Consider the following 24,612-nt stretch of genomic DNA (forward strand, 5'->3'; position numbering starts at 1 on the left):
CTCCCAACAGGAGAGGGTTACAGCTCCCGCCAGGTCTTGCCGGTCATGCCCTCATAGTTGGTCGCGTGATAGACGCCGCGCGCCACCGCGCGGGCCAGGACGTCGGCGGCGACGTTGCCGAGCTGGGCCACCACGACCTGACGCAGGGCCGGGTCAGCGATGACCTTCTTGCCCGTGGACAGGCTGAACAGGGTGTCGCCGTCGAACGGCGCGTGGGCGGGGCGGATGGCGCGCGCCATGCCGTCCTGGGCCATGATGGCCACGCGCTGAAGCTCGACCCGCGTCAGGGCCACGTCGGTGGCGATGCAGGCGATGGTGGTGTTCTCGCGCGGCTGGGGCCGGAACTTGGACGGCCCCCAGTCCTCGGCCGAGGCGTGCAGGCCCGATGATCCCAGACCGCCGAACTCGTCGCCGATCTCATAGGGGGCGGCCCAGAAGCTCTTGCCGCCCGGCGCCACGACCGAGCCGACGCTGTTGACCGCCACGATGGCGCCGACCGTCCAGCCCGCCGCCATGACCGCCGAGGCCGAGCCGATCCCGCCCTTTAGCGCGCCCGCCTCGGCGCCATAGCCCGCGCCTGCGGTGCCGAGGTCGAAGCGGTCGCTCGCGGCCTCCAGCGCCTGAACCGACAGGCGGCGATATGGGGGCTCCATCTCCCACGCCTTGTTCCCGCCGTTGGCCAGGTCGTAGAGACAGGCGGTCGGGATGATGGGCGAGGGGGGCACGCCCGGCGCCCCGCCCATGCCGTAGCCGCGCCCGCGCATGCCCATCCAGGCGGCGACGCTGTCGGCCGAGCCGAGGCCGTAGACCGACCCGCCCGACAGGATGATGGCATCCACCTCCTGCACCAGGTTTTCGGGGCGCAGCACGTCGGTCTCGCGCCCGGCGGGGCCGCCGCCGCGCACGTCCACGGCGGCCACAGCGGGCTTTTCGGCCAGGATGACGGTGACGCCGGTGCGGACGCCCGCGTCATGGGCCTGACCGACCTTGATGCCCTCGACGTCGGTGATGAGGTTCAGCGGCCCGGTGCGGCCGGACGCGCGGGCGGCGCTCTGAGCGGCGGGTTTTGCGCTCGCAGCGCCGGCGGCGGAGGCTGCGGCGCCGATCAGGGCCGAGCCGAGGACGGTTCTGCGGTTCATCCGGCGGTTTCCTTTTCCAGAGCTTTATTGCGAACCAGATCCGGCGTCGCCGCCAGAAGTTTCTGCGTATAGGGGTGCGAAGGCGCGGCGAAGACGGCGGCTGTCTCGCCCTGTTCGACGATCCTTCCGGCCTGCATGACCAGCAGGCGATCCGTCACCGTGCGCACGACGCTGAGGTCGTGGGTGACGAAGAGGTAGGACAGGCTTAAGCGGTCCGACAGGTCGGCCAGCAGGTCCAGCACCTGCGCCCGCACGGACACGTCCAACGCCGAGACCGCCTCGTCCAGACAGATGACCGAGGGTTCGGTGATCAGGGCGCGGGCGATGGCGATGCGCTGGCGCTGGCCGCCCGAGAACTCATGCGGATAACTGTCGGCGGCGTTGCTGGTCAGGCCGACGCGCTCCAGCATTTCATCGACGCGGCGGCGGGCCTCGGCGGGGGTGGGTTTGGCGTCGAGCAGGTGGAAATTCTCGGCCACTAGATCGCTGACCTTCCAGCGCGGGTCGAAGCTGCCGTAGGGGTCCTGGAACACCACCTGAATGTCTCGCCGGATGGACTTCAGAGCGTCGCCGCGCGCGGCGGTGATGTCGCGGCCCTTGACCCGGACGCGGCCCGACTGCGGCGTTTCGAGCGCTAGGATGGCGCGCAGCAGGGTGGACTTGCCGCAGCCGCTTTCGCCGACCAGGCCGACGCTCTCACCCGGCTGGATCGACAGGCTGACCTGATCGACGGCGCGGAAGGTCTTTGACTTGCCGAACAGGGCGGGCGCGCCGCCGTATTCACGCACCAGACCCTCGACCTGAAGCACAGGGGCGGCGTCGGCCTGCGGGCGGCTGCGGCGCGTCGGGGCGTGGGTGGCGTTGGCCAGAAGGCGACGGGAATAGGTATGCGCCATGCCGGTGCGGATGCACGAGACGGGGGCTTCCTCGACCAGTTCGCCGTCCTTCATCACCGCCACGCGGTCGGCGGTCTCGGCCACGACGGCGAGGTCGTGGGTGATGAGGATCAGGCCCATGCCGTCCTCGCGCACCAGCCGTTTCAGCAGGTCCAGCACCTGGGCCTGCGTCGTCACGTCCAGCGCCGTCGTCGCCTCATCCGCGATCAGCAGTTTCGGCGTCAATGCGATGGCGATGGCGATGGCGACGCGCTGTCTCTGGCCGCCCGATAGCTCGTGCGGATAGCGGGTCAGGGGGAAGCGCTCTGCGGGCAGGCCGACCCGGTCCAGCACGGAACGGGCGACGGCGAGGGCTTCCTTGCGAGACGTCTTTTTGTGCAGGCGCACGGTCTCGGCGACCTGATCGCCGATGGTCATGACGGGGTTCAGGGCCGTCATCGGCTCCTGAAAGATGATGCCTACGTCGCGGCCGCGCACCTGCTGCATCACGGCGTCGGAGGCGTTCGAGACAAGCTGGCCGTTCAGGCGGATCTCGCCGGTCAGGGTTGCGCGCGGCGGCGTCAGGCCCAGCACGGCCAGCGAGGTCATGGACTTGCCCGAGCCGCTCTCGCCGACAAGGCCGAGGATTTCGCCGGGGGCGACGGACAGGCTGACGTGCTTCAGGATCGGCATAGAGCCGATCGAGAGGCTGAGGTCGCGGATGTCGAGGACGGTCATGATCAACGCTCCCGCCGCACGCGCGGGTCGAACAGGTCGCGCAGGCCGTCGCCGGTCAGGCTGAGGCCCAGCACGGTCACGAAGATGGCCAGCCCCGGCATGATCGCCAGCCAGGGCGCGAAACCGATCATGGTCTGGGCCTCGGCCAGCATCCGGCCCCAGCTGGGCGCGGGCGGCTGGGCGCCTAGGCCGACGTAGGACAGGCCCGCCTCGGCGACGATGCCGACGGCGAACTGGATGGCGGCCTGCACGACCAGCAGGCTCATCAGATTGGGCAGGATGTGCTGGATCGAGATCAGCGTCTTGGACTTGCCCGCCGTGCGGGCGGCCAGGACGTATTCGCGGGTCCACAGGCCCTGCGCCGCGCCGCGCGCGACGCGGGTGAAGACGGGGATGTTGAAGACGCCGATGGCGATGACGGCGTTGATCGCGCCCGGTCCCATGACGGCGGTGATCATCACGGCCAGCAGCAGGGCGGGGAAGGCGAAGATCAGGTCGTTGCCGCGCATGACCAGTTCGTCGATCCAACCGCCGCGCGCCGCCGCCGTCAGGCCCAAAGGCGTGCCGATTGCGACGCCGATGCCGACGGCGACGAAGGCGACGACGAGGGAGTTCTGGGCCCCCGCCATGATCATCGACAGCACGTCGCGGCCGAAGTGGTCCGTGCCCATCCAGTGGGCGGCGGAGGGGGCGGTCAGCTTGGCGGCGATGTCGACCGCCTCGACGTCGTATGGCGTCCAGACGAGGGCCAGCAGGGCGGTCGCCAGCACCACGGCGGTCAGCGTGGCGCCGACGATCAGCGACAGCGGCCAGCGCATGCGGGGCTTGGCGGGGGCGATAATGGCGGGGGCGTCGGTCATGCGCGGCGACCCCTCAGGCGCGGATCGGCGAACAGATAGGCCAGGTCGATCAGGAAGCTGACCAGAACCACGGCGAAGACCAGCACCACCACCACGCTCTGCACCACGATCAGGTCGCGCTGAGTGATGGCCTGGAAGACCAGTCGGCCGAGGCCGGGCAGGGAGAAGACGTTCTCGATGATGATTCCGCCGGCCAAGAGGAAGGGGAACTGAAGGCCGAGGATGGTCAGGACCGGGATCCAGGCATTGCGCAGGGCGTGCCGCCACAGGGCCTGATTGACCGACAGGCCCTTGGCGCGGGCGGTGCGGACATAGTCCTCGTTCATGGTGTCGAGCAGGGCGGTGCGCAGGACGCGGGCGAGGATGGCGGCCTGCGGCGCGGCCAGCGCGACGGCGGGCAGGATCAGGGCCTTGAAGCCGGGCCAGAAGCCGGCGCTCCAGCCGGGGAAGCCGCCCGCCGAGAACCAGCCCAGGTTCACCGAGAACAGCAGGATCAGCAGCATGGCGATCCAGAAGTTGGGCAGGGCGACGCCGACCTGCGTCACGCCGATCAGGCCGGTGTCGACGGCGGTGCCTCGGCGGCTGGCGGCGGTGACGCCGATGGGCAGGGCGACCAGCAGCGACAGGATGGTGGCCATCAGGGCCAGGGGCGCGGACACGGCCAGACGTTCGGCGATCAGGCCGCCGACCGGCACCTGATAGGTGTAGCTGGTCCCGAACTTGCCGGTCAGCAGGTCGCCCAGCCAGGCGAAGTAGCGCTCAAGGCCCGAGCCTTCGAGGCCCATCTGATGACGCAGGGCGGCGATGGATTCCGGGCTGGCGTTCAGCCCCATCATATAGCTGGCCGGATCGCCCGGCACGACCTGCAGCAGCAGGAAGATGACGACGGTCGCGGCCAGAAGCGTCAGGGCGTGACCACCCAGCTTCTTCAGCAGCCATGCGGCGCCGAAGCGCCAGGCGACGAAGGCGAGGAGCGCTACGCCCGCGATCAGGCTGATCCAGCCCCAGGGCAGGGCGCCGCCCGCGCGTTCGACGCTCGCCGCCCCGGCTGCGCCCGCGCCGGTCCATCCGGCCCCGGTGACGTCGTTGGCGGCGATGGGGCCGTTGATCCAAAGGCCGTTCACGTCCGCCTTCCACACGCCGATGCGCGAGGACTGGAACAGGAAGCCGTTGACCGCGTCATCGGCGATGCGGCGTTGCAGGTCGCCCAGCAGGCGGTTGCGCGTCGGCTCGTCCGGGGCGGCGTTGACCTGAGCCAACAGGGCGTCGAAGGCGGGGCTGTCGTAGCCGAAATAGTAGTCCTTTCGGCCGTAGATGTCGTAGTCCATCGGCTCGACGTGCTCGACGATGGTCAGGTCGAACTGACGGCGTTTGAACACTTGGTCCAGCCACTGGGCCCATTCCAGATTCTCGATCTTGGCGCGGATGCCGGCTTCGGCCAGTTGCGAGATCAGCACCTCGCCGCTGCGCCGGGCGTAGGGGCGGGGCGGCAGGCGCAGCGTCACGTCGATGCCGTTGGGATAGCCCGCCTCGGCCAGCAGGGCGCGCGCCTTGGCCGGGTCGTGGGGAGACAGGCCGGTCAGGTCGATATAGCCCGGCGCCTGACGCGAATAGTGGCTGCCGATCGGCTGGCCGAAACCGAACATGGCCCCCTGGATCAGGGCGTCGCGGTCGATGGCGTAGGAGAGGGCGCGGCGCACCCGCACGTCGTTGAACGGCGCCTTGGTGTTGTTGATGCCCAGGATGACCTTGCCTTCGGATGCGCCGACGACGACGCGGAAGCGCGGGTCGCGCTGGAACTGGGCGACGTTCTCGGGCGCGGGATAGTTGGGGAAGGCGTCCACGTCGCCGGCGCTGACGGCGGCGAAGGCGGCGGTCGGGTCGCTGATGAAGCGGAAGACGACGGTGTTCAGGTGCGGCGGCGTTCCCCAGTAGCCGTCGCGACGCACCAGGGTCAGCTGGCTGCCGCGCTGCCAGTTCTGCAACTTGAACGGGCCGGTGCCGACGGGCGCGACGGCGTTGGTCGCGGCGGTCTTGGGCGAGACCATGACCGCGTCGCCCCATGCCAGAACATAGGGCAGGGGGGCCATAGGCCGCGACAGGTGGATGCGGATGGTGGCCGGGTCGATGACCTCGACATTGCGGATAGGCTCGAACAGGGCCTTCTGGGCGTTGGTCGAGCCTTCGGCGGTGATGCGGTCGAGAGAGAATTTTGCGACGGCGGCGTCGAATGGCGCGCCGTCGGAGAAGGTCACGCCGCGCCGCAGGTGGAAGGTCCAGGTCAGGCCGTCGGGTGCGGCCTCCCACGACTCGGCCAGCGACGGGGCGACCGCGCCGTTTTGGGTCAGACGGGTCAGGCCTTCGAAGACGTTGGCATAGACGACTTCATCCACCGCCGCCGCCGCGCCCGAGGTCGGATCGAGGTTCGGCGGCTCCAGCGGCAGGCCGAGGATCAGGCGGTCACGCGGCGCCTGCGCCTGAACCTGTGGCGCGGTCAGGCCCCAGACGAGGCACAGGGCCAGCGACAGCATAAGCGTGATCAGGCCGGGCCGAAGCCCGCCGTTCCGGCCGCGCCGTCGGGATGCTGTCGCGACGCGTGTCGCCCCTGTCTTCGTCACCTTCCCTCGGTCTCCCCCTTGCGACGTGGCCGATCTTCGTCAGCCTACGTCATGGATTTGCTTTCACGCCATGGATTAAGTGCGCCTCACCATGGCTGGCGCGCCAGCGAGGCGGGGCAGGCGGCCGTGGCTTCGGTCGCGGCGGCGCGGGCGGCGTCGAACTCATGCTTTGCGCGGGCGAAGTCGGCCTGGAACGCCGGATCGGCCTTCAGCCGGGTGACGATGGTCGCGCCGACGATGCGGCCCGCCTCGACGTCGCTGGGATAGTGGACGCCGCACACTGCGCGGCTTTCGCCATAGGCCAGGCCGCGTCGCAGGATGGCGTCGGCGCGGTCCGGCGCCAACTCGGCCAGCACCAGGGCCCAGGCCCAGCCCAAGGCCGAGTGGCCCGACGGATAGGAACCGCTGGCCCCCAGCCAGCTTTCCGGCGCGATGCAGGTCGGCAGGGATTCGACCACGAAGGGACGTTTGCGGAAATAGCCCTTCTTGGCGGGGGTCTGGATCATCTCCAGATCGCCCAGCATCTTGCCCATCAACAGCGTCAGGGTGGACATCTGTTCCGGCTCGAACTTGAAGCCGAGGGCGCAGTCGAAGGCGCGCGGGGCGCCGGGCGTTTCGATCTCATTGTCGGCGCGGGCGATGGCCCAGCGCTCGGTGCCTTCCAGCGACCGCATGGCGCGATAGGCGGCGATGTCGGCCTGTTCGCGCAGCGAGCCTTCGGCGGGCGGCGGCGGCAGGAAGTTGGCGGCGTTGGGCGTGTTCTCGGCGGTCAGATAGCCGTGCGGATGATCGCGGAAGCCTTCCCAGAAAGTGACGGGCGCAGTCGCCGCCGTCTGCGTCGACACGGCCCCGGCGCAGCCGCTCAACGCTCCGCCGAGCGCGAGAGCCAGGCTCATCGCGATGAGGGAAGAAGAGCGGCGCGAGGTGGTCATGGGAAAACTCCGGGTAGAAGGGATCATGCGGCGACGGCGCCGGGGCGGCCCGATTCAACGGTCCAGGATTTCAGGGTCGACAGGCTGGCCTTGGGGTCGCGCACGTCGCTGATGACCTGATAGCGCGTATCCATGCGGTCGGGGCGCACGTCGATCGACATATAGCCGCGCGGGCGGCTGTCGAAGAACTTCACCTGCGGATTATTGGGCATGACGGCCATCAGCCCGTCGTAGCTGGGGCCGGTCGAGGTGATGGAGGTGCCGACGAACTCGGTCGCCACTGTGGCCGACGACGGGTCGCGGCTGTCCAGCTTCACGTCATTGGTCCAGAAGGAGTGGTAGTCGCCGCTGAGGACCACGGGGTTGGACGGCTTCAGCTCGGACAGGGCCGAGGTCAGACGCTCGCGGGCGGCGGGGAAGCCGTCCCATGTGTCGGTCCAGTAGCGGTTCTCCTCGGCCGGACTGCGGGCCAGGCGCAGGCCCGCCATGACCAGGTTCTGGCCCAGGATGTTCCAGCGCGCCTCGGCGCGGGCCAGGCCGTCGTACAGCCAGCGTTCCTGCTCGAAGCCGAGGAAGGTGCGCGACGGGTCCAGGCGGTCGGTGCAAGTCGCGTCGGTGACGATCTGGCCCTTGCCGCCGTTGGCGCCGTCGCTGCACGGCTGTTTCGAGCGGTATTGGCGGCCGTCCAGCATGAAGAACTCGGCCAGCTTGCCATAGCGGACGCGGCGATAGATCGGCATCTGCAGGGCGGCGCTTAGGCGCGTGCGGCGGATCGGCATGGCTTCGTAGAAGGCCTGGTAGGCGGCGGCGCGGCGTTGCAGGAAGTCATTGGGCGCAACGCCCGAAATCTTGGACCAGACGCCGGAATAGTCGTCCTGAACCTCGTGATCGTCCCAGACGGCGAGGCAGGGGGCGGCGGCGTGCAGACGCTGCAGGTTCGCATCGGTGCGGTGCAGGGCGTAGCGGTTGCGATAGCCCGCCAGCGATGTCGCCTCTTCCAGATTATAGGGACGCACCACCTGGTCGGCGCGGTCCGGCCCCAGGCTGTACTCATAGATGTAGTCGCCCAGGAACAGGGTCAGGTCCGGCTGTTCGTCGGCCATGTGGCCGTAGGCGCTGAAATAGCCGCGCTCCCAGTGCGAGCAGGAGGCGACGGCGAGGCGCAGCCGGTCGGCGCTGGCGTTCGGGGCGGGCGTGGTCAGGGCGCGGCCGGTCGGGCTCTGCTGGCCCTGGGCGGTGAAGCGGTACCAGTAGGGGCGATGGGGGCTGAGGCCCGCGACCTCGACGTGCAGGCTGTGGGCGGCGTCGCGGTCGGCGGTCGCGTTGCCGGCGGCGACGATGCGGCGGAACTGGTCGTCGGCGGCCACTTCCCAGCGCACGGGAATGGCGGCGTCGAGGCCGCCCAGACCGTCGGCGGCCAGGGGATCGGCGGCCAACCGGGTCCAGATGACGAAGCCGTCCGGCGCGGGATCGCCGCTGGCGACGCCCAGCGGAAACAGATAGGCGCCGCCTGCCTGGGCGCGACCGAAACTCAGCACGGCGGGCGCGACGACCAGACCCGTCAGCAGGGTGCGGCGATCAAGGCGGGAAGCGGAGTAAGCCATCATACCATCAGGAAAAGGCGCAAGGCGGACCGGCCGGAACCGGCCCGCCTCACTCGGGAGGAAGCCTTAGAAGTCCACCGACAGGCGCACGCCGTAGGTGCGGCCCTGGCTGGGCGAGGTGGTCGGACGCGCCGAGCCGTTGAAGCCGTTGCGGGTCTCTTCGTAATAGGTGTTGAACATGTTCCGCACCCACAGGCCCGCGCGCCAGTTGGCGCCCGCCGGGCTGACGCTGAAGTTGGCGTTCCACAGCCAGTAGGCGTCGATGATCGATGAGGAGCTGACGGAATACAGCTCGTCTCGATAGTTGTAGTTGGTCTCGGCGCGCAGCTCCCACCCGGCCGCTTCCCAGTCATAGGCGACCGAGCCGCCATAGTTCATCTTGGGGAAGGACAGGCGCTCGCCGGAGCGGTCGTTGGTGATGATGACGTCCCAGGGGCCGTCCTTGGGATTGGCGGCGTCGGTCTTGGCGCCGTCGATGGCGAAGTACTCGTCATACTCGCCGGTCTTGTAGCCGATGTTCTGGCTGATGGTCAGGCCGTCGACCGGCACCCAGGTCAGCTCGATCTCGCCGCCCCAGATGTGCGACTTGGGCACATTGGTGATCTTGCCCAGGCGGCCGGTGATCCGGTCGTATTCCAGCCCCTGAACCTGCTGGTCCTTGTAGTCATAGTAGAACAGGGCGCCGTTCAGACGCAGGCGGCGGTCGAACAGGTCCGACTTGATCCCGGTCTCATAGGCGATGACGATTTCCGGCTTGAACGGGGTCGCCGAGGTGGCGTTGTAGGTGGTGAAGCCGCCCGATTTCACCCCGCGCGCCACGCTGGCGTAGAAGAGGGCGTCGTCCGTCAGCTTGTATTCCAGGCCCAGGCGGCCGGAGACCTCGTTCAGATCAGTGTCGTAGCTGGTGGTCGGCGGCGGCGGATTGGGCGCGACCGAGGTGCCGCCGCTGTCCAGGGTCCGCTCTTCCGTCTCCCAACGCAGGCCGGCGATCAGGTTCAGGCGCTCGTTCACCTGATAGGAGTTGTGGGTGAAGACGCCGAAGGCTGACACTGACTGGCCATAGGCGGTGTTGATCAGGTTCGGCTGCCCCCGGAAGTTGGTGTAGAAGCCGCCGTCGATGCTTTCGTCAGCATAGTGGGCGCCGATCATCCAGCTGAGGGGGCCGTCGCCGTTGGAGCTCAGGCGCAGCTCCTGAGCGAAGACGTCGATGTCGTTGTAGAAGAAGACGTTCGACTCGTTGAAGCGGGTGCTGTCCCAGTCGTTGAACTCGCTGCGCGAAAAGGTCTGGTAGGCGGTGATCGAGGTCAGGTCGGCCCAGCCCAGGTCGGCCTTGATGCGGGCGCTGACGTCGAAGCCGTCGTTGTCGCGGAACGGCTTGGCGTTCAGGCCGACCCCGGCCACGGCCGCCATTTCCGGCGATATGCCCCAGCCCGTGATCCTCCAGGCCGTATCCTTGGGATAGGTCACGGCGCCGCCCGAGACCGTGTACGGCCCCAGCAGGCGGAAGCCGCGGCCGTCCGACTTGTCGATTGAATAGGTGGCGGCCAGGTCGACGGTGACGGCCTCGCTGGCGTCCCAGGTCAGGCGACCGCGGATGGCGCTCTTGTCGAGGTCGCCCAGCTTTTCGCCGGTATCGCGGTGGTATTGCCAGGCGCCGCCCTGTTCGGTGACGGCAGCCAGGCGGCCCAGCAGGTTGGGCGCGATCTGACCCGAGACATAGCCCTCGACCTTGAAGCGATCGAACGTGCCGTATTCGGCGTTGAAGCCGGCGCGGAAGTCGGCCGTGGGCGCATTGGTGATGATGTTGACGGCGCCGCCGGTGGTGTTGCGGCCGTAGAGGGTGCCTTGCGGGCCGCGCAGGACTTCCATGCGCGCCACGTCGAACAGGGCGCCCTGGGTCGTCACCGTATAGGGATGGGCCACTTCATCGACATAGATGCCGACCGTCGAGGCGTTGTTTGAGGAGTATTCGCGCGCGCCGATGCCGCGGATGCGGAACTGAGGCTGGCCGCCGCCGAACTGGCTGTCGACTTCCATGTTGGGGACGGCGTTCTCCAGGTCGTTGACGACCGATATGCCCTTCTCGTCCAGTTGTTCGCCACCGATGACGCTGAGCGAGACGCCCACGTCCTGGCTGGCCTGCTCGCGACGCTGGGCGGTGACGATGATCTCGTCGACGCGCGTGGCCTGATCCCCCGATCGGGCGTCGCTCTGAGCGTTCGCGTTGGAGAAGGCGGCCAGGGTCAGCAGGCTGACCGACGACGCCAGTAGGTGTTTTCTCATTCTATTCCCTCTCCTCGACACCCCTGATCAGGGTGTTTTTTCTATGATCCCTGACAGGCGGCCGATCAGTTCGTCGATCTGTTCCCGGCTGATAATCAGCGGGGGCGACAGGGCGATGACATCCGCCGTCACCCGGATCAGCAGCCCTTCGTCGAACGCCTGGTGGAAGACCTCGGTCGCGCGGGCGCCGGGCGCGCCGGGGCGCGGCTCCAGCTCGATCCCCGCAACCAGACCCAGATCGCGGATGTCGATGACGTGGCGCAGCCCCCTCAGACTGTGCACGGCGTCCTGCCAATAGGGCGTCAGTTCGGTCGCGCGCTGGAACAGGCCTTCGCTCTCATAGACGTCGAGCGTCGCCAGACCGGCCGCCGCCGCCAGCGGGTGGCCGGAATAGGTGTAGCCGTGGAAGAACTCGATGCCCGGCCCGGCGGCGCCCTCGACCACCGCCTGGTAGACGGCGCTGCTGACGCCGACGGCGCCCATCGGCACGGCGCCGTTGGTCAGCCCCTTGGCGCAGGTCATCAGGTCGGGCGTGACGCCCAGGGCCTCGGCCGCCGTAAGGGCGCCCAGGCGGCCGAAGCCGGTGATGACCTCATCGAAGATCAGCAGGATGCCGTGCTGCGCCGTGATCTCGCGCAGGCGCTCCAGATAGCCGAGCGGCGGCACGATCACCCCGGCCGAGCCGGACATGGGCTCGACGATGACGGCGGCGATGGTCTCGGCGCCGTGGGTCTCGATCAGGGCCTCCAACTCATCGGCCAGATGCAGGCCCCAGGCGGGCTGGCCGCGCGTGAAGGCGGCCTCGTCCAGGTTCAGCGTGTGCGACAGGTGGTCGACGCCGGGCAGGGTGGGGAATCCGCGCTTGTTGTTCTCCAGCCCGCCGACGGAAATACCGCCGAAGCCGACGCCGTGATAGCCCTTCTGGCGGCCGATCAGGCGCGTGCGGTTCTCGAACCCCCTGGCCGATTGATAGGCGAGGGCGATCTTCAGGGCGGTGTCGACCGCCTCTGACCCCGAACCGGCGAAGAAGACGTGGTTCAGGTCGCCGGGCAGCAGCATGCCCAGACGCGAGGCCAGCTCGAACGCCAGCGGGTGACCCAGCTGGAAGGTCGGGGCGTAATCCAGAATCTCGGCCTGACGCTGGATGGCCTCGACGATCGGCCGGCGGGCGTGACCGGCGTTGACGCACCACAGGCCGGCGGTGCCGTCCAGCACCGCCCGGCCGTCCGGCGTGAAGTAGTGCATGTCCCTGGCTGAGGCGAACAGGCGAGGCTGCGCCTTGAAGACGCGGTTCGCCGTGAACGGCATCCAGAATGGATCAAGGTCGTTGGCGGCCTTGCCGACGCTTGCAGCGGTCATGCGGTCATCCTCTGTCTTTCGCCAGTAGCGGACGAACCGCGACGAAAGGGAAGACTGTTACTTGTCAGGCGCAACATGCAGATAAAAAAAGGTATTTTGCCTGCATGCTCGATTTACTGAGCGGGGTGATCGATCAGTAGCGCAGGGTCAGCCGCGCGCCGATGGTGCGCGGCGTTCCGGGTTGGGCGATGTCGGCGCTGGTGAAGAAGTTGCGGGTCAGGTCGTAGTCCTGATCGAACAGGTTCCGTGCCCAGAAGGCCACGGACCAGGCGGCGTCCTCGGGGCCGATGGTGACGCTGGCGTTGGCCAGCCAATAGGCCTCGACATCGTATTTGGCGCCCAGCCAGGACGGGTACTCGTCACGATAGCTGTAGTTGGCCTCGGCCGTGACCGCGAAGCCGCCGACCGTCCAGTCGTAGCTGACCGAGCCGCCGTACGACCAAGCGGGGAAGGGGATCTTTTGGCCTGACTTGTCGATGTAGACGGTGGCGCGGGGAATCTGCTGGCAGGCGCCGATGTCCAGGTCGACGAAGTCGGTGTACTCGCCCTTCTTGTAGCTGAGGTTCTGGCTGATCCGCAGACCGGCGGCGGGGCGGAAGACGCCCTCCAGCTCCGCGCCGTAGATCTTGGAATCGGCGTTGGTGAAGCGGCCGACCGGGCCGTTGGCGCCGCAGACGGCCGACAGCACCTGCTGGCCGTTGTAGTCGTAGTAGTAGGCCGCGCCGTTGATCTGCACCGCGCGCGACGGGTCAGCCTTGAAGCCCAGCTCATAGGCCCAGAGGATTTCCGGATCGAAGGGCTCGATGCCGCTGCTGTCGCCGGTGTTGTAGGTGGTGAAGCCGCCCGACTTGGCGCCCCGGCTGGCCGAACCGTAGATCAGGACGTTGTCGGCGGGCTTGAACTCCAGCGCCGCCTTGCCGGTCAAAGGCGTCATCTTGGTGTCGACGCTGGTCGGGGGCAGGGCGGTGGCGCCGCCGAAGGCCGAGCCGAAGCCTTCAAGTTCACGCGTTTCTTCTTCGTAGCGCAGGCCCAGGATGGCTTTCCACCGCTCGGAGAAGGCGTATTCGGCCTGACCGAACAGGCTCCACGACTCGACCTTCTGGTCATAGGTGACCTGGGCGTAGGTGTTGTAGATGTCGATGAAGTCCGAGAAGTAGCGCTCGTTGAGATCCTGTTTGGAATAGTAGAATCCGGCCACCCAGGTCAGGGGGCTGTCGTTGTCCGAGGCCAGGCGCAGTTCCTGCGACAGAACCTTCACGTCGCTGCCGAAGAAGGTGTCGGCCTCGACCGAGGCGCTGGAGTCCCAGTCGCCGTATTCGCTGCGGTCCAGGGTCTCATAGCTGGTGATGCTGGACAGGTTCATGCCCTTGAGCGCCAGATTGGCGTTCAGCGAGGCGCCCCAGGATGAGTTGTCCCGGCCCGGCTTGGCGTTCACATCCCGGCCGATGGCGTCAGCGAAGCGTTGAGACAGACCCCAGCCGGTCTTGGAGCGGTCCTTGTCGGCGGGAATGACCGGGCCGGTCCCCAGGCGGGTGTGCAGCTCGCTGATCAGATACAGGCCCTGGTTCTCGGACTTGTCGACGCCGCCGTGGACGTCGAGCAGGGCCGTGAAGGTCTCATTGGGCGTCCATTCCAGCAGGGCGCGGGCGCCGGTGCGATCGGCGTCGCCCAGGCTTTCGCCCGTGTCGCGGTTGCGCTGCCAGGCGCCGCCCTGTTCGGTCGAGACGGCCAGACGGCCGCGCAACGTGTCGGTCAGCGGGCCGGAGACATAGCCCTCGCCCCGGAACAGGTTGTGGCTGCCCCATTCGGTCATCAGGCCTGCGGTCAGCTCCTCGGTCGGGCGTTTGGTGACGAAGCTGATGGCGCCGCCGGTGGTGTTGCGGCCGTAGAGGGTGCCTTGCGGCCCGCGCAGCACCTCGACCCGGTCGATGTCGAAGATCAGTCCCTGCGTCATGACGGGGACCGGATAAGCGACCTCGTTCACGTAGACGCCGACCGTGGGCGAGTTGTTGGAGGCGTAGTCCTGAAAGCCGACGCCGCGCATGCGGAACTGGGCCGCGCCGCCGCCGAAGGCCGGTTCGACCTCCAGGTTGGGCGTGGCGTTCTGAAGCTGGTTGACGTTGGTGACGCCCTGCTGCGTCAGGCTTTCACCGCTGAGCACGCTGAGGGCGATGCCCACGTCCTGGGCCGCCTGTTCACGGCGCTGGGCGGTGACGATGACCTCGTCGACCGTGGTGGCGGCCGGCTCGTCGGGCGCGCGCTGCGCGGCGACGGAGGTGGCGGACAGGGCGAACAGGGCCCCGGCGGAAACGCTGACCATCAGACGATTCATCGTCTTCCTCCCCATGAGGCCGTCGCGGTCTATGGCCGCGTTCAGCCGTCGCGGCCGGGATTGCCCGGTCGCCGAACTGTCTCCGTAGTCGACGTCTTGTGCAATGCAGCACATTTGTGCGGCTGCTCTGTCGGCGACGGAAACCTCTCTTCCCTCGGCAATCAGTAGCTGCCTTGGGTCGATTTGGAGCAAGACTGTTTCTTTGGGTGCCTATCTTCCTGTCGCGTAAGGATAAAATAATCCAATGATCGGAATACTGATCATTCGCAACGGCGCCGTTAGAAGGTCGGCGGCGTGCAGGCGCTGATGACCACGCAGGGCGCGTCGCCGATGTTGCGGAAGCGGTGCGGCAGGACGCTGGGAAACAGATAGCCTTCGCCCGCCTTCAGCACCCGCGACTGGCCGTCGACGGTGACTTCCAGACGGCCGGAGATGATCATGCCGCCTTCCTCTCCCTCGTGGGACAGCATGACCCGGCCGCTGTCCGAGCCGGGCTGATAGGTCTCATACAGGATCTGCAGGCTGGAATCCTGGCTGGAGCCCAACTGGCGGTAGGAGACTTCGCCGCGCGAAATGTCGGTCAGTTCGTCGTGGCGATAGAAGTATTTGGTCGGGGTCTCGAACTCCGAGCTGAAGAAGTCGCCCAGCGATATGCCCGCCGCGTCCAGCAGCCGTTTCAGCGAGCCGACGGAGGGGCTGGTGCGGCCGCTTTCGACCAGGCTGACGGTGCTGGACGGCACGCCGGCCTTGCGCGCCAGGGCGCGCTGCGACAGGCCCAGGCGATCCCGAAGGGCGCGCAGGCGCGGGCCGATGATGTTCTCTTCTTCCATGTCGCCACGCGCCATCCTGTCAGCTCCGCTTGCGGGTCAGCAGATCATAGGCCGCCCTAGCCATGACCTTGGCTGAGTTGGTCATGTCGTCGATGCCCACCCATTCGTCCGGCTGGTGCGCCAGATCCAGCACGCCGGGGCCGTAGGCGATGCAGTCCTTCAGCTTGCCGATACGGTCGATGTGCTTCTGGTCATAGGTGCCGGGCGAACAGACGAACTGGGCCTTCTTGCCCAGCACCGTCTCGATGGCGGCGGCGGTTGTGCTGGCCACGGGGCCGTCGCGGTCGGCCATGCTGGGCGCTACCTGGAACAGGTCGCGCATCTCGTAGCGGAAGCCGTGACGCTGGGCCGCCAGCCCGTCGAGGATGGCCTTCACCTCGCCCTTCACGTCCTCCAGCGTCTCCTCGATCAGGAAGCGGCGGTCGATGACCATGCGGCTGGAATCGGCGACGCAGGGCGCGGGCAGGCCGTCGAAGCCCTCGGCCTGACCGCCGTGGATGGAGTTGATGTTCATGGTCGACTGACGCGCGCCTTCAGGGACGACCGGCATGTCGGAATGGCGGGCGGCCATGGCGGGGTAGAGCTTGCTCTCGAACTCTTCCATCACCGCGCCCATGTGGCGGATGGCCGAGTCGCCCAGGAAGGGCATGGAGCCGTGGGCGATGCGGCCCTTGGTCTCGATCTCGGCCCACCAGACGCCGCGATGGCCGATGCAGACCCGGTCCACGTTCAGCGGCTCGGGGATGATGACGTGATTGACGCGCGGCTCCGAGAACCAGCCGCGCTCGGCCAGATAGGCGACGCCGCCGTAGCCGCCCGACTCCTCGTCCACCGTGCCGGAGATCTCCAGCGCGCCGGGCAGGGGCAGGCCGGAATCGATCAGGGCCTCGACCGCGATGATGGAGGCGGCGAGCCCGCCCTTCATGTCGCAGGCGCCGCGGCCGTAGACGCGGCCGTCCTTCACCTCGCCGCCGAAGGGATCGACGGTCCAGCCCCCGCCGACCTCGACCACGTCGATGTGGCTGTTGAAGTGGACGCAGGGGCCGGGTTCGGAGCCGGTCCAGCGGGCGATGACGTTGGTGCGGGGGTATTGATCGCTGTCGCCCGGCGAGCCTTCGCCGCGCACATATTCGACGGTGAAGCCGCGCTTCTTCAGCCGCTCGCCGATGTATTCGGCACAGGGGCGATAGGCCTCGCCCGGCGGGTTGATGGTGGGGAAGCGGATCAGATCCTGGGTCAGGGCGACCAGTTCGTCGGTGCGGCCGTCGATCAGGTCCATGACGGTCTGCAGGGTCGGGGCGCTCATCGGTGGAACCTCACTCGGCGGCCAAGGCGGCCAGAACCGCGTCGGTCATCTCAATGGTGGAAACGGCGGCGACGCCGGGGTGGGCGATATCCGGGGTGCGGACGCCGCTGGACACGACGCGCCGAACGGCGCGCTCAAGCCGGTCGGCCAGATCGGCGCGGTCGAACGACCAGCGCAGGCACAGGGCGAAGGACAGGATGGTCGCGATGGGATTGGCGACGCCCTGTCCCGCGATGTCGGGCGCCGAGCCGTGGATCGGTTCATACAGGCCCCGGCTGTTGCCGCCCTGCCCAAGCCCGGACAGGGAGGCCGAGGGCAGCAGGCCCAGCGACCCGGTCAGGGCCGCCGCCGCGTCGGACAGGATGTCGCCGAACAGGTTGTCGGTGACGATGACGTCGAACTGGTCGGGTCGTCGCACCAACTGCATGGCGCAGTTGTCGGCGTACATGTGCGACAGCTCCACGTCGGGATAGTCGGCGGCGACCTCGGTGGCGACCGCGCGCCACAGGGCGCCGGTCTCCATGACATTGGCCTTGTCGACCGAGCAGACGCGGCGCCGGCGGGTGCGGGCCAGCTCGAAGGCTGTGCGGCACACGCGGGCGATTTCGGCCTCGGTGTAGGCCTGGGTGTCATAGGCGCGGCGCTGGCCGTCGGGGCCGACCTCATTGGCGCGGGGCAGGCTGAAATAGACGCCTGCGGTGGCCTCGCGCACGATCAGAATATCGAGGCCCCGGATCAGGTCGGGCTTGAGCGCCGAGGCGTCCAGAAGCTCGTCGAAACAGACGGCGGGGCGCAGGTTGGCGTAGAGGTCCAGCGCCTGACGCAGGCGCAGGATACCCATCTCGGGGCGCTGGGCGCGGGGCAGGTGGTCCCACTTCGGCCCGCCGACGGCGCCGAACAGGACGGCGTCGGAGGCCAGCGCCTGCTGCACCACATCCTCGGCGATGGGCGCGCCGACGATGTCGATGCTGGCGCCGCCCGCCAATCCCTCGCTCAGTTCAATCCGCAGCCCGGCGTTCCGGGCCCAGTCGACGACGCGCAGGGTCTCGCGGATGATCTCCGGTCCGATGCCGTCGCCGGGCAGGACCAGAAGCTTGAACACGCAGTCAGATGCAGCGGCCACCGTCGACCTCCAGCGCCACGCCCGTGATCATCGAGGCGTCGTCCGAACACAGGAAGGCGGCGGCGGCGCCCATGTCCTCGGGCGTCGAGAAGCGGCCGATGGGGATGGAGGCCAGGAATTTGGCCCGCACCTCGGGGGTGTCGGCGCCCATGAAGGTCTTCAGCAGGGGGGTGTCGCCCGCCACCGGGTTCAGGGCGTTCACCCGCACCTGGAAGGGCGCCAGTTCGACCGCCATGGCCCGCGTCGCCGTGATGACCCAGCCCTTTGAGGCGTTGTACCAGGTCAGGTTCGGGCGGGGGCTGACCCCGCCGGTCGAGGCGATGTTCAGAATGGCGCCGGACCCTTGCGCCTTCATCGCGGGGACGAAGGCCTTCGACATCAGATAGATGGAGCGCATGTTGACGGCGGCGATGCGGTCGAAGGCTTCGTCCGACAGTTCGTCCAGCGGTTGGGGCGTGTGGCCGACGCCCGCGTTGTTGACCACGATGTCGACGCCGCCCAGCAGGCGGTTGGCGGTCTCGGCCAGAGCGACGACGTCAGCGGCGCTGGACACGTCGACCTTTACGCCCAGATCGGCGTCGCCCAGTTCAGCGGCCAGCGTGCGGGCGTCCTCGCCGTTCAGGTCGGCGACGATGACGCGGGCGCCTTCCTCGGCGAAGCGGCGCGCGATTCCGGCGCCGAAGCCGGAGGCCCCGCCCGTGACGATCGCCCGCTTGCCCTCCAGCCGCTTCGATCTGTTCCCCTCCAAGACGCTACTCCCTTGCGCTATCCGTGGTGGGCCGCGACGGTCTTCAGGGTGGTGAAGGCGTAGAGCGCCTCGAACCCCTTCTCGCGACCGTGGCCCGACTTGCCGACGCCGCCGAAGGGCAGTTCGACCCCGCCCGCCGCGCCGTAGTTGTTGATGAAGACCTGTCCGGCCCGTAGCCGCTTGGACAGCCGCATCTGCCGTCCGCCATCGCTAGTCCAGACCCCGGCGACGAGGCCGTAGTCGGTGCCGTTGGCGATGGCGACAGCCTCGTCTTCCGTCTCGAACGGGATGACGACGACGGCGGGGCCGAAGATTTCCTGCTGCGCCAGCGGGTGGTCGGGCGCGACGTTTGCGAACAGAGTGGGCGCGACATAGGCGCCGCCCTCGGGCAGGTCGGCCAGGGTCGCCTGCGCCACGATCAGGCCGTCGGCGCGGCCCTTTTCGATGAAGCTGTCGACCATGGCCTGCTGCTTCTTCGACACCAGCGGGCCGACATCGCGGTCGTCCATTGCGGGGCCGACGGTCAGGGCGGCGAAGCGTTCGGCCATGCGGCGCACGACCTCGTCATAGACGCCGCGCTGGACCAGGACGCGCGATCCGGCTGAGCAGGTCTGGCCTGCGTTCTGGACGCCCGCGTTGACAAGGAAGGGTAGGGCCTTGTCCAGATCGGCGTCGTCGAAGACCAGCTGGGGCGACTTGCCGCCCAGCTCCAGCGTCACCGGAACGGCGTTGAGCGCCGCCGCCTGCTGGATGGCCACGCCCACCCCGGTCGAGCCGGTGAAGGACAGGTGGTTGATCCCCGGATGCGCCGCCAGAGCCGCGCCCGCTTCGGCGCCCGTGCCGGTCACGACGTTCAAGACGCCTGCGGGCAGGCCGCAATCGGCGGCGATATGGGCGAAGGCCAGGGCGGTCAGCGAGGCCTGCTCGGCGGGCTTCAGCACCACGGCGTTGCCGACGCACAGGGCGGCCACGACCGAGCGGCCGATGATCTGCATCGGATAGTTCCAGGGGATGATGTGGCCCGTCACTCCGTGCGGCTCGCGCAGGGTGTAGACGGTGTAGCCGTCCTGGAAGGGAATGGTCTCGCCGTGCAGCTTGTCCGCCGCGCCCGCGTAGAATTCGAGATAGCGGGCTAGGGCGATCACGTCGTTGCGGGCCTGCTTCAGCGGCTTGCCGACATCCAGCGCTTCCAGTTCGCTTAGCAGGTCGATGCGGGCTTCGACCTCGCGCCCCATGCGGGCCAGGATGCGGCCGCGTTCGACGGCGGTGGTGCGGCCCCAGCCTCCGTCGAAGGCGGTACGCGCGGCGCGGACGGCGTCGTCCACGTCGGCGGCGGTTCCGGCGGCCAGCCGGCCCATGACCTCGCCCGTCGACGGGTTCTCGATCGGCAGGGTCGCGTCGCCGTCTGCGGGGCGCCAGACGCCGCCGATGAAGACCTTATCCGTGGGGAAGGGCGCGACCATGTCGTTAGGCTCACTGTGAGGGCGATCCCCCTCTGGTTCGCCGTCCAGGATAGTGGGCACGATAACGGATCAGGCGCCAAGCCCTTTATGGTTTTGGTCTAAGCCACTGATTTTGTGTTCTGAGTGCTCAATAAAATGAGCATTTGACACTGGGGCAAGCAGGCGCGGGCGGCTTTTCACGCGGGGGTTGCGGGCTCCAGCAGCAGGGCCATGATCTCGGCGCCCAGCATCAAGTCCGAGACGGGGCCGAAACGGCGCATCCGCATCCGGCCCAGCCGGTCGACCAGCACCAGACTGGGCGTGCCCTGAAGATTGAAGGCGGTCATGGTGCGCGGCGCCGTCGTATCGGCCGAGGGCGCGTCGACGGCGACCGGGAAACGGCAGCCGTGCTCGGCCAGCCATTTTGTCAGGCCTGCGCGGTCCGACTGCTGGTCGTGATGCTCGAACACGCTGTGGACGCCCAGGACGGCGACCTCGCCGGAGGTGAAGGTCTCGGCCACGCGCCGGGCCTGGGGCAGGGCGTAGTGGGAGCAGCCGGGGCAGAGGCGTTGCAGGAAGGCGATGCATACGACCTTGCCGCGCAGGTCTTCCAGGCGCACCGGCTCGGGCGTGTTCAGCCATTCCACGGCGTCGATCGAGGGGGCGAGACGGTGCATGGCGGCGGCTCCTGAACGGCAGGGCGCCCGATGGAGGCCGGACCTGGAATCGAACCAGGCTGGACGGATATGCACTCCGCCGCGTAACCGCTCCGCCATCCGGCCATCGGGGCGAGGCGTCTGGATAGCAGGCGGCGCCGGGGGCCGCCTGGGCCAGTTGCGGATTAGCGGGGGCGCCGGTTGCAGCGCCCCCTCTATAGGGATCAGTCGGCGGCGGCCTGTTCGGCTTCCTTGGCCTCGCGGCGGGCGACGCTGAAGCGACGGCCGTAGAGCAGATAGGCGCCGACGCCGATCACGTTCCAGATCAGGAACCACAGCTGCGTTTTCTGCGGCAGGCTGGCCAGCAGATACAGGCAGCCGGCGATGGCCACGGGGCCGATGACCCAGGCCAGGGGCGTGCGGAAGCCGCGCGGCAGTTCCGGAGAGCGGCGGCGCAGGATCAGCATGCACAGCGCCACCGAGCTGAAGGCCACCAGCGTCCCGGCGTTGGCCAGCGCGACGATCTCGCCCAGGGGGAAGAACAGGGCGATGGTCCCGACGACGGCGGTGGTGAAGGCGGTGATGCGCAGGGGCGCGCCCTTGGCCGATAGTTGCGACAGGCCGCGCGGCAGCAGGCCGTCACGCGCCATGACGAAGAAGATGCGGCTCTGGCCGTAGAAGAAGGCCAGGATGACGGTCGGCAGGGTCAGCACGGCCGTCACCGCCAGGAAGTGAGCGGCGCCCGGCTGGCCGAGCTCGCGCAGGATCAGGGCCAGCGGCTCGGGGCTGTTGGCGAACAAGGTGAAGGGCGCGGCGCCCAGGGCCGCCGTGGCGATGACGGTGTAGATGGCCGCGCAGACCAGCATGGAGCCGATGATGCCGATGGCCAGGTCGCGCTTGGGATTGCGCGTTTCTTCGGCCGCAGTGGCGATGGCGTCGAAGCCTTAGAAGGCCGAGAAGATGATGGCCGCGGCGGCCATGATGCCGCGCTCGACCCCGTCCTCGCCCATGGTGCGGCCGAAGCCGTAGGGGCTGAACGGCTCCAGATTGGCGCCGTTGAAGTGGGGCAGGGCGAACCAGACGAACAGCACCAGGGCCGACAGCTTCACGACCACCAGGGCCAGGTTCAGCGTGGCGCTCTTGCGGGTGCCGATGATCAGCATTCCGGCGATGACCAGGATGATGAACAGGGCCGGGACGTTGGCCACGCCGCACGCGTGCGGGCCCTGCATCAGGGCCATGGGCAGGCCCAGCCAGTCGTGCAGCAGGGGCGCCGCATAGCCGGACCAGCTGACGGCCACAGCGCTGACCACCAGGCTGTACTCCAGGATCACGCCTCCCGTCCTGCAGCATCGCTCAAATCGGCCACGGCGTCAGGGCGTGCCGCACCCTCGATATCACGCAAAGTCTTGTTTGCGCGGCAGAGGGCTGGATCGACGGTAGCACGAGAAGAGAAAATGCGGCGGGCGCCGCGCGGGCTGCGGATGACAAGGGAGCTCCGCCTGCGTAGCGGATGAAAGAACGCGATAGCTCGGCGACCAGACGGCGAGCATGCGGCGCCTGCAGACCGTAGCGCCGAAGCCGTGGGCGACGAGTACTCCGGGTGAGGGGAAAATGTCGGAAGTTAATGGCGGGCCGAAGCCGACGAAACGGAGAACTACACCTACGCTATAGCCCTCTAAATTGAAGCAAGAACGAATGGCTAAAATGGGGTGCGAAGCGGAGTAGCGGGTTCCAGCGGACATTCCATGAAACCCGCCTTTCAGGCACAATCGCGATCTGGTGGCACCTAGTCCCGAGTTCGGACGCTCAACCCGCTTATCACCCGATTTTCCTAAGCCGCGACCAACTCGGCAATCTTAGCCGCAACTGCCGCCATAGATTCTTCGGCAGTGTTCAACCCAGCCCGAGACGCTAGTAGAAGGCTGACCTTCTCAAGTTCCTCGTACGTCGTTCCGTGTACAACTGGCACGAGCCGCTCACATCGAAGAAGCGCTGAAAGCTCTTTGTCCGCGACACCTTCTGCCGGTAGGCGACGCAACATGGCCGGCGTAACCAGCACGATACCTACGCGAGAGTTCACCAAGCCCTTGTCAATCGCCCGCATCATTGGCACCCCAAGGCCGAGGTCCTTTTCGCTAAACCACACGCGAACACCGCGCGCTTCGAGAAGGTCATGAAGGTCTTTCGCGGCCCCCTGTCGGTCATCCCACGCGTGGCACAGGAAAACGTCTCGGAGATCAGGCTGCGAAACTGCGAGGCTTTCGACAGATTCACGGACAGGAGTAAGTGTCCTCACTTCTTCAGTCGTGTACCACACCCCGGAACTCGATGGGGACCAGCGCGGCTTTGAGCTGCGCTGCCCCGAACTGCCACCGCCCCGGTTAACCGACGAAGAAGGGGTGGGAGATGGCCGATAGCTACTATAATCACTGTAACTGCCGTAGCTGCCATACCCCCCCGAGCGACCATAACGCCCTCCGCATGCGGGGCAGTCGGCTGCCGCCGCCGCCGAGCGGTGTCCCCTTACTGGTGCAGTACATCTAGCCATATGCTCTCCCCCTCCTGCTCATCCACTGTTCTGTCGGAACGTTGAAGTTGTTTTCCAGCAAGTCAGCGGCCGCTACGTTTTGACCGGTAGCCACTCCGCCGCCGCCGTAGGCCGCGTTCAAAGAGCTTATCGTGCAACAGTGATACAAGCCTATCTTGCCATCCATCAGTATGCACTACGCGATCAAAGTGTGCGTCCTGATCGCGGAGAAGATCGAGCCGCGACCGTTGCGATGCTTCATTCCAATCTTGATACAGCAAATAGACCGCGTTGCCGTATCTAAGGTTCTCGAACACGACTAAATCGTCAGCAAACTGTGCTCCGAAATATGAGCCGAAGCCGCCCTGACCGCGTATGTAGGCCCTCGGCTCGAAACCCTCGAACAGTCGCACCCGCTCGCGAACATGCTTCTCAAAGTCGGCGGCGTTCGTCGGATCGGCCGATCCCAACAAGCGAGCAACAACTTCGTCAGCGTTGCCCGGCGGGAAAATTTGCCAGTCCAGCGCGACGGTTGAAATGTATTCTTCGCGCGTCGCGTCGCTCGCGAACACGCCCGTGACGCCCGTATTCTCTTGCAGGACGTTGATCGCCCAAAGCAGCATTAAGTCGAACTCGGCTGCGCTTCGGCTAAGCATGGGCGCGAGAGCAAATTTGACTACCACCTGCTCGCCGCCTCTATCTTCAAGTACACTCGCTTCGATGGTCATGCCCTGCGGTTCAAAAATTTGGTGCTGGTAAACGTCTTTTGTCCAAGAACGCATTGTCCAGCCGTTGCGCGCGCCGTCCCCGAAGTTGGGTGACTCGAAGGTCCATGTCTTCTGGACCATCGGCCAATCCTCACGCTTACGGTCCCAGCCATAAGCGTTCCGCTCAGACCACTTTCCTGCATCGGCAGGGGGGTGGGTTGGACCAACGGCGATGATGAAGGAGCCGTCTATGCTTAATCCAGCGTGACTATACTGCCCCGCTTCAATATCTTCACGTTTGATTTTCTTTGTCGCAGCGACAGCGATGAAGTCGCCGTGGCTCTGTTGCAAAGATTGGCGGCAGTCAGAGGTAGGCTGTCGCTCTGCGCCGATCAGGCGGCTGCTGCGAAATGGTGGTTGAGCATGCCCATGGCCTCCGTCAGCGCCGAGGGTCCAATGCCAAAAGCTCTCTCCACAAGGCGCACCTCGCCCCTGATGCCGGGCTGCAGGCACCAGGGGCGAGCCTGTCC

19 protein-coding genes, 1 tRNA gene and 1 pseudogene are annotated in these 24,612 nt (G+C 67.4%); all 21 read right to left on the reverse strand.

Annotated elements, in window-relative coordinates:
• Window positions 1-17: 17 nt before the first annotated feature.
• Window positions 18-1,139: a P1 family peptidase gene (locus tag EGK63_RS04435; protein WP_125900096.1), complete on the reverse strand. Its 1,122-nt coding sequence runs from the start codon at window positions 1,137-1,139 to the stop codon at window positions 18-20.
• Window positions 1,136-2,752: an ABC transporter ATP-binding protein gene (locus EGK63_RS04440; RefSeq protein ID WP_125900097.1), complete on the reverse strand. Its 1,617-nt coding sequence runs from the start codon at window positions 2,750-2,752 to the stop codon at window positions 1,136-1,138. The genes EGK63_RS04435 and EGK63_RS04440 overlap by 4 nt, the downstream gene beginning before the upstream one ends.
• A gap of 2 nt (window positions 2,753-2,754) precedes the next feature.
• Entirely contained in the window at window positions 2,755-3,612 is an 858-nt protein-coding gene (locus EGK63_RS04445; protein ID WP_125900098.1) for an ABC transporter permease, read from the reverse strand.
• On the reverse strand, window positions 3,609-6,143 hold the full coding sequence (locus EGK63_RS04450) for an ABC transporter substrate-binding protein (protein WP_125900099.1): 2,535 nt from the start codon (window positions 6,141-6,143) through the stop codon (window positions 3,609-3,611). The genes EGK63_RS04445 and EGK63_RS04450 overlap by 4 nt, the downstream gene beginning before the upstream one ends.
• Before the next feature lie 173 nt (window positions 6,144-6,316).
• Entirely contained in the window at window positions 6,317-7,162 is an 846-nt protein-coding gene (locus EGK63_RS04455) for a phosphatase PAP2 family protein (RefSeq protein ID WP_243637569.1), read from the reverse strand.
• Between the two features lie 23 nt (window positions 7,163-7,185).
• A complete protein-coding gene (locus tag EGK63_RS04460; RefSeq protein ID WP_243637570.1) occupies window positions 7,186-8,766 on the reverse strand; it encodes an alkaline phosphatase in 1,581 nt (526 codons plus the stop codon).
• Between the two features lie 66 nt (window positions 8,767-8,832).
• Entirely contained in the window at window positions 8,833-11,049 is a 2,217-nt protein-coding gene (locus EGK63_RS04465) for a TonB-dependent receptor (protein WP_125900101.1), read from the reverse strand.
• Between the two features lie 27 nt (window positions 11,050-11,076).
• Window positions 11,077-12,408 carry an aspartate aminotransferase family protein gene (locus EGK63_RS04470; protein ID WP_125900102.1) on the reverse strand — a complete coding sequence of 444 codons (1,332 nt, stop codon included), beginning with the start codon at window positions 12,406-12,408 and terminating at the stop codon, window positions 11,077-11,079.
• 133 nt (window positions 12,409-12,541) lie between these two features.
• Window positions 12,542-14,740 (reverse strand): TonB-dependent receptor, encoded by a 2,199-nt coding sequence (locus EGK63_RS04475; protein ID WP_243637571.1) that lies wholly within the window; start codon window positions 14,738-14,740, stop codon window positions 12,542-12,544.
• 278 nt (window positions 14,741-15,018) lie between these two features.
• The gene (locus tag EGK63_RS04480; protein WP_125900103.1) at window positions 15,019-15,585 is read right to left on the reverse strand and encodes a cupin domain-containing protein; all 567 of its coding nucleotides are present in this window, start codon (window positions 15,583-15,585) and stop codon (window positions 15,019-15,021) included.
• 4 nt (window positions 15,586-15,589) lie between these two features.
• A complete protein-coding gene (locus EGK63_RS04485; protein WP_125900104.1) occupies window positions 15,590-16,876 on the reverse strand; it encodes an acetylornithine deacetylase/succinyl-diaminopimelate desuccinylase family protein in 1,287 nt (428 codons plus the stop codon).
• A gap of 10 nt (window positions 16,877-16,886) precedes the next feature.
• Window positions 16,887-17,978, reverse strand: a complete 1,092-nt coding sequence (gene leuB / locus EGK63_RS04490) for a 3-isopropylmalate dehydrogenase (protein WP_165906534.1) — start codon at window positions 17,976-17,978, stop codon at window positions 16,887-16,889.
• A gap of 4 nt (window positions 17,979-17,982) precedes the next feature.
• The gene (locus tag EGK63_RS04495) at window positions 17,983-18,747 is read right to left on the reverse strand and encodes a glucose 1-dehydrogenase (RefSeq protein ID WP_125900106.1); all 765 of its coding nucleotides are present in this window, start codon (window positions 18,745-18,747) and stop codon (window positions 17,983-17,985) included.
• Between the two features lie 17 nt (window positions 18,748-18,764).
• Window positions 18,765-20,210 (reverse strand): aldehyde dehydrogenase family protein, encoded by a 1,446-nt coding sequence (locus EGK63_RS04500; RefSeq protein ID WP_125900107.1) that lies wholly within the window; start codon window positions 20,208-20,210, stop codon window positions 18,765-18,767.
• A gap of 176 nt (window positions 20,211-20,386) precedes the next feature.
• Complete coding sequence (locus tag EGK63_RS04505; RefSeq protein WP_125900108.1) at window positions 20,387-20,866, reverse strand: redoxin family protein; 480 nt, start codon at window positions 20,864-20,866, stop codon at window positions 20,387-20,389.
• Between the two features lie 31 nt (window positions 20,867-20,897).
• Window positions 20,898-20,971: transfer RNA gene (locus EGK63_RS04510), tRNA-Cys, on the reverse strand.
• 98 nt (window positions 20,972-21,069) lie between these two features.
• Window positions 21,070-21,777: an APC family permease gene (locus tag EGK63_RS16700; protein ID WP_256375751.1), complete on the reverse strand. Its 708-nt coding sequence runs from the start codon at window positions 21,775-21,777 to the stop codon at window positions 21,070-21,072.
• A 12-nt stretch (window positions 21,778-21,789) separates the two neighbouring features.
• On the reverse strand, window positions 21,790-22,179 hold the full coding sequence (locus tag EGK63_RS16705; protein ID WP_243637572.1) for a hypothetical protein: 390 nt from the start codon (window positions 22,177-22,179) through the stop codon (window positions 21,790-21,792).
• A 500-nt stretch (window positions 22,180-22,679) separates the two neighbouring features.
• The gene (locus EGK63_RS04520; protein ID WP_125900109.1) at window positions 22,680-23,396 is read right to left on the reverse strand and encodes a toll/interleukin-1 receptor domain-containing protein; all 717 of its coding nucleotides are present in this window, start codon (window positions 23,394-23,396) and stop codon (window positions 22,680-22,682) included.
• A gap of 62 nt (window positions 23,397-23,458) precedes the next feature.
• A complete protein-coding gene (locus tag EGK63_RS04525; RefSeq protein ID WP_165906528.1) occupies window positions 23,459-24,433 on the reverse strand; it encodes a hypothetical protein in 975 nt (324 codons plus the stop codon).
• A 41-nt stretch (window positions 24,434-24,474) separates the two neighbouring features.
• Window positions 24,475-24,612: pseudogene (locus EGK63_RS04530) on the reverse strand (IS6 family transposase); the annotation flags it as partial.

The sequence above is a fragment of the Brevundimonas sp. 357 genome, assembly GCF_003938605.1.
GTDB lineage: Bacteria > Pseudomonadota > Alphaproteobacteria > Caulobacterales > Caulobacteraceae > Brevundimonas.